8 protein-coding genes are annotated in these 8,037 nt (G+C 62.6%); 1 reads left to right on the forward strand and 7 read right to left on the reverse strand.

Going from position 1 to position 8,037, the window contains the following annotated elements; genetic code table 11:
* Positions 1-105 precede the first annotated feature (105 nt).
* On the forward strand, positions 106-978 hold the full coding sequence (locus ACE04I_RS14465) for a protein-L-isoaspartate O-methyltransferase family protein (protein WP_046792907.1): 873 nt from the start codon (positions 106-108) through the stop codon (positions 976-978).
* Positions 979-980: 2 nt separating this feature from the next.
* Here ACE04I_RS14465 and cimA read toward each other — a convergent pair whose 3' ends face one another.
* The 7 genes from cimA to ACE04I_RS14500 form a co-directional block, all read right to left on the reverse strand.
* A complete protein-coding gene (cimA, locus tag ACE04I_RS14470) occupies positions 981-2,597 on the reverse strand; it encodes a citramalate synthase (protein WP_046792906.1) in 1,617 nt (538 codons plus the stop codon).
* A gap of 242 nt (positions 2,598-2,839) precedes the next feature.
* Positions 2,840-3,802: a prolyl aminopeptidase gene (gene pip / locus ACE04I_RS14475; RefSeq protein WP_046792905.1), complete on the reverse strand. Its 963-nt coding sequence runs from the start codon at positions 3,800-3,802 to the stop codon at positions 2,840-2,842.
* Positions 3,799-4,272, reverse strand: coding sequence for a GFA family protein (locus ACE04I_RS14480; protein WP_046792904.1), 474 nt, complete (start codon positions 4,270-4,272; stop codon positions 3,799-3,801). The genes pip and ACE04I_RS14480 overlap by 4 nt, the downstream gene beginning before the upstream one ends.
* Complete coding sequence (locus ACE04I_RS14485; RefSeq protein WP_046792903.1) at positions 4,269-4,751, reverse strand: GFA family protein; 483 nt, start codon at positions 4,749-4,751, stop codon at positions 4,269-4,271. Before ACE04I_RS14485 ends, ACE04I_RS14480 begins: the two co-directional genes overlap by 4 nt.
* The gene (locus tag ACE04I_RS14490; RefSeq protein ID WP_046792902.1) at positions 4,748-5,230 is read right to left on the reverse strand and encodes a GFA family protein; all 483 of its coding nucleotides are present in this window, start codon (positions 5,228-5,230) and stop codon (positions 4,748-4,750) included. Before ACE04I_RS14490 ends, ACE04I_RS14485 begins: the two co-directional genes overlap by 4 nt.
* A gap of 249 nt (positions 5,231-5,479) precedes the next feature.
* The gene (cysS, locus tag ACE04I_RS14495; protein WP_137326601.1) at positions 5,480-6,865 is read right to left on the reverse strand and encodes a cysteine--tRNA ligase; all 1,386 of its coding nucleotides are present in this window, start codon (positions 6,863-6,865) and stop codon (positions 5,480-5,482) included.
* A 324-nt stretch (positions 6,866-7,189) separates the two neighbouring features.
* The gene (locus ACE04I_RS14500; RefSeq protein WP_487207233.1) at positions 7,190-7,930 is read right to left on the reverse strand and encodes an SDR family NAD(P)-dependent oxidoreductase; all 741 of its coding nucleotides are present in this window, start codon (positions 7,928-7,930) and stop codon (positions 7,190-7,192) included.
* Between the last annotated feature and the right edge of the window lie 107 nt (positions 7,931-8,037).

The raw sequence follows: 8,037 nt of genomic DNA on the forward strand, positions 1-8,037 counted from the left end.
CTGGTTATGGTCCTGCTTTAAAGGAATAGGGCACGGCGAACCAATTCATTTCAGTGAAGCATTGATTGCGTAGCGTTCATCCATGCGCGTGAAGGGGAGGAAGGAATGGATTTCGAAGAGCAGCCGATCCACCGGCGAATTTACGCCAGGCAGATTCTGGCCAAGGCCGGCGTTTCGGGAAATGCAAGGCTCATGAATGCCTTTTCGAGGGTGCCGCGGGAGGCATTCATCGGTCCGCCGCCCTGGATATTCAACGATTTCCGGAAATACCGCGAGATGGCGTCGACCGACCCGGTGGTTCTTTATCAGGACCTCCTGATCGGTCTCGATACCGAAAGAGGCGTCAACAACGGAATGCCCTCGCTGCATGCCTCGGCACTTCACGCGCTTAAAATCCGCGAGAGTGAGACCGTCGTCCATCTCGGCGCCGGTACCGGCTATTACACGGCGATCCTCGCGGAACTCGTCGGTTCGTCCGGCAAGGTGCTTGCGGTGGAGTTCGACCCGGCGCTTGCCGACCGCGCGCGGGCAAGCCTGAAAGGCTATTCCAACGTGGAGGTTGTCGCGGGCGATGCGAGGGAGTGGCCGAAGTCGGATGCCGATGTCATCTATGTCAACTTTGCCCTCGACCATCCGCCGGCAGCCTGGATCGACAATCTGGCGATCAGTGGCAGGCTCCTGTTCCCGCTCGGCATTCCCGGCTTCGAGAATGGCAAGCCGACCGGTTTTACACGCGCGGGAGCCTTTTTGCTGATCGACCGCATGGCTCGTTCGTTCGGCGCGCGCTTCCTGCAATCGGTCAGCTTCGTCTGGGCGGAAGGATTGGGTTCGCCGCCGCCCGGCCGTCACGAGGGGCTGGCGGATGCTTTCCGCAGCCGCCGAGCCTATCAGGTCCGCAGCTTTCGCTGGCGGAAACCGCGCCCGGAGGGTGAGTGGTATAGTGAGGAGGATTGGGGCCTTTCGTTCGAGGAGCCCTGACCTCACTCCGCAGCGATCTTCCCCGCAAGTTCGCGGTTCTTCATCAGCTTGTAGATGACGGAATCCATCAGCGCCTGGAACGAGGCGTCGATGATGTTTTCCGAAACGCCCACCGTCCACCAGCGCACCCCGCTCGAATCGGTGGATTCGATCAGCACGCGGGTGATCGCCTCAGTGCCGCCGTTCAGGATACGCACCTTGAAATCCGCCAGCACGAGGTCATCGATCTCGTGCTGATACTTGCCGAAATCCTTGCGCAGCGCGAGGTCGAGCGCGTTGACCGGGCCGTCGCCTTCCGCGACCGACATCAGCGTCTGGCCGTCGATTGCGATCGTCACCACCGCTTCCGAGACGATCTTGATACGGCCGTGGGAGTCGAAACGCCGTTCGACCATCACGCGAAAACCTTCGACGGAGAAGAATTCCGGGATAGTGCCGAGCGTGCGGCGCGCAAGCAGTTCGAAGCTCGCGTCCGCCCCCTCGTAGGCATAGCCGGATGCCTCGCGTTCCTTGACGATTGAGATGAGCTGATCCAGCTTCGGATCGTCCTTGGCAACCTCGATGCCGCGCCGCTTCAGCGCATTGATGAAGTTCGACTTGCCGCCCTGGTCGGAAACCATGACCTTGCGGAAATTGCCCACGCTTTCCGGCGTCACATGCTCGTAGGTGCGCGGGTCCTTCAGAAGCGCCGAGGCATGGATGCCGGCCTTGGTGGCGAAGGCGGAGGCTCCGACGTAAGGGCTCTGGTGGTTCGGCGAGCGGTTGAGCAATTCGTCGAAGGCATGGCTCAGCACCGTCAGGCCGGTGAGCCGGTCAGGGTCGATGGCAGTCTCGAAGCGGCTGGAATAGACCTCTTTCAGGGCAAGCGTGGCGATCAGCGTCACGAGATTGGCATTGCCGCAGCGTTCGCCAATGCCGTTCAGCGTGCCCTGGATCTGCCGACAGCCCGCCTCGATGGCCGCCAGCGAATTGGCGACCGCCTGGCCGGTGTCGTCATGGGCATGGATGCCGAGCGAGCTGCCCGGAATACCCGAGGCGATCACCGCGGCGACGATCTCGCGCACCTCGTTCGGCTGTGTGCCGCCATTGGTGTCGCAGAGCACGACCCACCGCGCTCCGGCGTCATGGGCAGTCTTGGCGCAGGCGAGTGCGTAGGCCGGATTGGCCTTGTAGCCGTCGAAGAAATGTTCGCAATCGACCATTGCCTCCTTGCCCGTGCTGCGGGCGGCGATCACGCTGTCGCGGATCGCTTCGAGGTTCTCCTCGTTGGTGCAGCCGAGCGCGACGCGCACATGATAGTCCCAGCTCTTGGCGACGAAGCAGATGGCGTCGCTCTTTGCCTGTAGAAGGACGCTCAAGCCCGGATCGTTGGAGGCGGAAATGCCTGCGCGCTTCGTCATGCCGAAGGCGACGAATTTCGATTTCTCCGTGCGCTTCTCGGAGAAGAAGGCGGTGTCCGTCGGGTTGGCACCTGGATAGCCGCCCTCGACATAGTCTATGCCGAAGTCATCGAGCAGGTTGGAGATGGCGATCTTGTCCTCGACCGAGAAATCCACGCCGGGGGTCTGCTGCCCGTCGCGCAGCGTCGTGTCGAAGAGATAGATGCGTTCGCGTGTCATGGACGCTCCTCCTGCCGGAGCAGGTGTCTTGCTGAGTTATAGACCCCCTCTGGCCTGCCGGCCATCTCCCCCACAAGGGGGGAGAGACCAAGCCGCTGCATTCTTCTTCCATCGGGAACGCTGGCGATGGCCACCAGCCACGGAAGAGGGTTCAATCTGGCGAAGCCGGTGCCGCAGATTTTCTCCCCCCTTGTGGGGGAGATGGCCGGCAGGCCAGAGGGGGAGTTCTTAAATGTCCTGCCTTAGTGACTCTTCCCCGCAAACCTGTCCGTCGCGCGGATCAGCCGGTCGGTGATGCCAGGCTCCGAGACCGCGTGGCCCGAGCCCTCGATGATGTGGAAATCCGCATCCGGCCACGCCTTCGAAAGCTGCCAGGCGTATTTCAGCGGGCAGGGCATGTCGTAGCGGCCGTGCACGATGGTGCCGGGAATGCCCTTGAGTTTCACCGCGTCGCGCAGCAACTGCCCTTCCTCCAGCCAGCCGGCATTGACGAAGAAGTGGTTTTCGATGCGCGCGAAGGCGATCGCGTAACGGTCTTCTCCGAAGCCGGCGGTGAGCTGAGGGTCCGGCAGAAGCGTGATGGTCGAACCTTCCCAGGTGCTCCAGGCCTTGGCGCAGCGCAGCGCTTCCGCCTCGTCAGGGCCATTGAGGCGGCGATGATAGGCGAGCATCATCTCGTGCCGCTCGTTTTCCGGAATGGGCGCCACGAAGGCCTCCCACTTGTCCGGAAACATTTCCGACACGCCGAACTGATAGTACCAGTCGAGCTCCGCCTTGGTGAGCGTATAGATGCCGCGCACGACGAGTTCGCTTACCCGTTCGGGATGCTTTTCGGCATAGGCGAGCGCCAGTGTCGAGCCCCAGGAACCGCCGAAGACCAGCCATTTCTCGACGCCGGTCATCTCGCGCAGCCGCTCGATATCGGCGACCAGATGCCAGGTCGTGTTGGCCTCGGTGCTGGCATAGGGAGTGGACTTGCCGCAGCCGCGCTGGTCGAAGAGGATGACGTCGTAGAGCTCGGGATCGAAGAGCCGCCGCTGGTTGGGATTGATGCCGCCGGCCGGTCCGCCATGCAGGAAGACCGCAGGCTTGGCGCCGGGCGTGCCCACTCTTTCCCAGTAGATCGAGTGACCGTCGCCGACATCGAGATGGCCCGTCTCGTAAGGCTCGATTTCCGGATAGAGGGTGCGAAGCAACTCTGTCATAGATGCAGCCCTTTCTCAGGCCAGTTTTCGGTATCGTGGTCGGGATGCTGGAAAGAAATGATCTGCTCCTGCTTGGCGTCCTCGATAGCGTCGCGGATCGGCTGCTCGAAGATCGTCGTGACCCACGGGATATGAGAGTCGTAATTCACCTGGATCTTCGGCGCGAGGTCGTCGCGGTCATCGAACGAGCCGATGGAAAGCTCGAGTCCACCCGGATATCGATAAGTCAGCGGTGTGCCGCAGTTTTCGCAAAAGCCGCGATCGATATTGACCGAGGACTGGAAATATTTCGGTTCACCGCGGGTCCACTCCACCCCATCCTTGGGCGCACTGACGAGTGGCCCGAAGAAGCCGCCGAAAGCCTTCTGGCACATGCGGCAATGGCAGATGGAAGCGCGCCCGAGTTCGCCATGGATGCGGAAGCGCACGCCGCCGCACTGGCAGCCGCCTGTTCTGATCTTTTCGGTCATCGCAATCTCTCCGGTGGCCAGGTTTCGGTATCGTGGTCGGGATGCTGGTAGGAAATGATATCTGCCAGGAACGGAGCCGCGGCGATATCCTCCATGGTGTGCCGTTCCGGCAGTTCGTGCAGGTGGTCGACGAAGCCGAGCTTGCCCTCCACCCCGAACTGCACGACCGGCGGAAGCGCGGCCGGATCGTCGAAACTGCCGGCCGAGATCGCGATGCCGTCCGCGGCCTCGTAGGTCATCGGCGTGCCGCAGTCTCCGCAGAAGCCGCGCAGAACATGGTTCGAGGACCGGAAATGTTTGAGCTTGCCGCGAGTCCAGGAAAGCTCCGCCTCGCCGACATCGACCAGCGGTGCGTAATAGGCGCCGAAAGCCTTCTGGCACATGCGGCAATGGCAGATCGAGGAGCTCTTCGGCTCGCCGGCAAGCCGGAAGCGGATCGCGCCGCACTGGCAGCCGCCGGTTCGGACCGTTGCGGTCATGGTCGATCCTCCGGTGGCCAGGTATCCGTGTCGTGGTCGGGATGCTGGCGGCTGCTTGCCGCAACCCTTTTTTCCTCTTCCGGCGTCATGTCCATCTCCGCCGCGTGCTTGAGGCCGTCGAGCTCGCCGAACCAGGACATTTTATGCGAAAGATTGGTCTGCAACTTCGGTTTCACGCTTTCCGGATCGTCGAGCGAGCCGAGCATGATGCTGATATGATCGCTGCCGCCGGCATAGAAGAGCGGCGTTCCGCATTGCGCGCAAAAGCCGCGCAGCACCGTTTCCGAGGATTGGAACCAGGCAGGTTCGCCGCGCGTGATGGAAAAGCTCTCGTACTTAACGCCGCCGAGCGGCATGAAGTAGCTGCCGGCAGCCTTCTGGCACATGCGGCAATGGCAGAGATGCGGAAATCCGATCTCGCCTTCGGCACGGTAGCGGACCGCTCCGCATTGGCATCCGCCGGTATGGATGAGCGTCATGGCCGAGCCTCATTATGCTGGTAGCGCTGGTCAGCACCCCCCTCTGCCCTGCCGGGCATCTCCCCCTCAAGGGGGGAGATCGAATAGGGGCGACGTCCCGCCTTCAAGCCGCGTTCTGGTTTGCCGTCATTAGGCAGAGAGGGATCGATTTTTTGGAAGGCGAGTGCGTCTTGCCAATCTCCCCCCTTGAGGGGGAGATGCCCGGCAGGGCAGAGGGGGGTAATTACGCGTGTCGCAACTCGATCCATCCTACCGCTTCACCTCCCAGGTCGTGACGCGCTCGCCGCTCGCCGGGTCCTTGCCGTCCTTGAGCTGGATGCCCTCGGCGCTGAGCGTATCGCGGATCTTGTCGGCTTCCGCGAAATTCTTCGCCTTCAGGAGTTCGAGCCGCGCCTTCACCCGGGCATCGATCTCGACGGCGACCGCCTCGTCGATTTCCGTCGGCTTCGGCAGCACGCCGAGCAGGTCGGCGCTCGCAGCGAAGACGGGCAGAAGTGTTCGGTCACTTTGCGCTTCCTGGGCCAGCGCATGCAACGCCTGCACGGCGGCGACCGTGTTGAGGTCGTCCGAAAGCGCAGCGAGAACCGTATCGCATGGCGCGGCATCGCCGGCCTCGGCGGTAGGCCATTTGGAGAGCAGGCGCTCGGCTTCCTCCAGCCGTTTCACCGAGAAGTCGATCGGCTCGCGGTAATGCGTCATCAGCATGGCGAGCCTCAGCACTTCGCCCGGCCATTGGCGCCCGGCGAATTTCTCGGTGTGCAGCAGGTCATAGATGGTGACGAAATTGCCTTCCGACTTCGACATCTTGCGGCCTTCGACCTGCACGAAGCCGTTGTGCATCCACACATTCGCCATCACATCGGTGCCGTGGGCGCAGCGTGATTGGGCGTTCTCGTTCTCATGATGCGGGAAGATGAGGTCCAGCCCGCCGCCGTGGATATCGAAGACCTCGCCCAGATAGCGCCCGCTCATGGCCGAGCATTCTATGTGCCAGCCGGGTCGCCCGCGGCCCCAGGGGCTTTCCCAGCCGGGTTCGTTGTGGCTCGAAAGCTTCCACAGCACGAAATCGCCGGGGTTTTTCTTGTGTACGTCGACCGCGACGCGGGCGCCGGCCTGTTGTTCGTCCAGCGGGCGCTTGGAGAGCTGGCCGTAATCGGTCATGGATTTCGTGTCGAACAGCACCTCGCCGCCGGCCACATAGGCATGGCCGCGGGCGATCAGTTTCTCGATGATCTCGATCATCTGCGGGATGTTGTCGGTCGCGCGCGGCTCGATATTCGGCTCAAGGCAGCCGAGCGCCCTCACGTCCTCGTGGTACTGCGTCTCGGTCTTTTCCGTGACGAGGCGGATTGCTTCGTTGAGCGGCAGGCCGGGATGGTCGCGCAGCGCCCGCGCGTTGATCTTGTCGTCGACGTCGGTGATGTTGCGGGCATAGGTGACGTGGGCCTCGCCATAGACATGGCGGAGCAGCCGGTAGAGCACGTCGAAGACGATGGCCGGTCGGGCGTTGCCGATATGGGCATAGTCGTAGACCGTCGGGCCGCAGACATACATGCGCACGTTCTGCGGGTCGATCGGCCGGAACTCGGCCTCCTTGCGGGTCAGCGTATTGTAGAGCTTGAGCGCTGCGCTCATCGAGAAATCTCCCAAAGCAAGCCGCCGTTGAGCGGGATGCCGAAAAGTGTATGCGGTTTTCGGACGACATCCCGCTCTCATCATCAACTAGGAGCTGAATGCTTTCGCGTCCACGAACACGAAAGCGTCCGGCTCTGGCCGGGGCGTTTGTCTTCAAGGCTTTTCGAGAGACGAAAACGGCCGGGCCAGCGAATGCGCTAGCGAATAATGATCCCACAAATGGAAATCGCCGTTTTCATGAGCGAGGTTATGGCGCGGGCCAGGGGTTTGGTCAAGATGCAGTTGCGCGATCCGTTCCGCCGCAGGCCGTTCCCCGGCGAAAAATTACTCCGGCATCCGATAATCGACGAACTTTTTCTCTCGCGCGATGAAGAGCTTGCCGGTTTCGGTGAGCTCGGGAGAGGCGAGCGGCAGGATGGCGGCCGCCACCTCGGAAGGGTGCGGCAGCGTGGTCGGGTCTTCGCCGGGTATCGCCTGAGCGCGCATGGCCGTGCGCGTCGCGCCAGGGTCGATGCTGTTCACCCGCAGCGCTGTGCGTTGCTGTTCGGCCGCCCAGGTGCGGGCAAGCGCCTCGACGGCGGCCTTGGAGGCGGAGTAAGGCCCCCAGAACGGCCGGCACTTGTGCGCGGCGCCCGAGGAAAGGATGAGCGCGCGTCCGGCGTCGGATTTCAGGAGCAGCGGCTCGACCGAGCGGATCAGCCGCCACGTGGCGATGACGTTGGTGAGCATCACCTTCTCGAAAACCTTGGCTTCCACATGGCCGATCGGGGAGATGACGCCGAGAATGCCGGCATTGGCGACCAGGATGTCGAGCTTGCCCCAGCGCTCGAAGATGGAGGCGCCCAGCCGGTCGATCGCGGTCATGTCGGTGAGATCGAATGGGACGAGAGTGGCGGAACCGCCTTCAGCCTTGATCGCGTCGTCGAGTTCCTCCAGCCCGCCTACGGTGCGGGCGCAGGCGATCACATGCGCGCCGGCCTTGGCGAGCGCCAGCGCCGTGAAATAGCCGATGCCGCGCGATGCGCCGGTAACAAGCGCGATCCTGTCCTTCAGATTGATCGTCATGATATTTAATCCCCCGAGACGCGATACTAGGTGATGCGCCGTGAAATAGTGTGATGAGCCGGTGCGGCGTGCACCTCACCTCCCCCTTGAGGGGGGAGGTCGCCGCG

It is taken from the genome of Rhizobium moroccans, assembly GCF_057559155.1.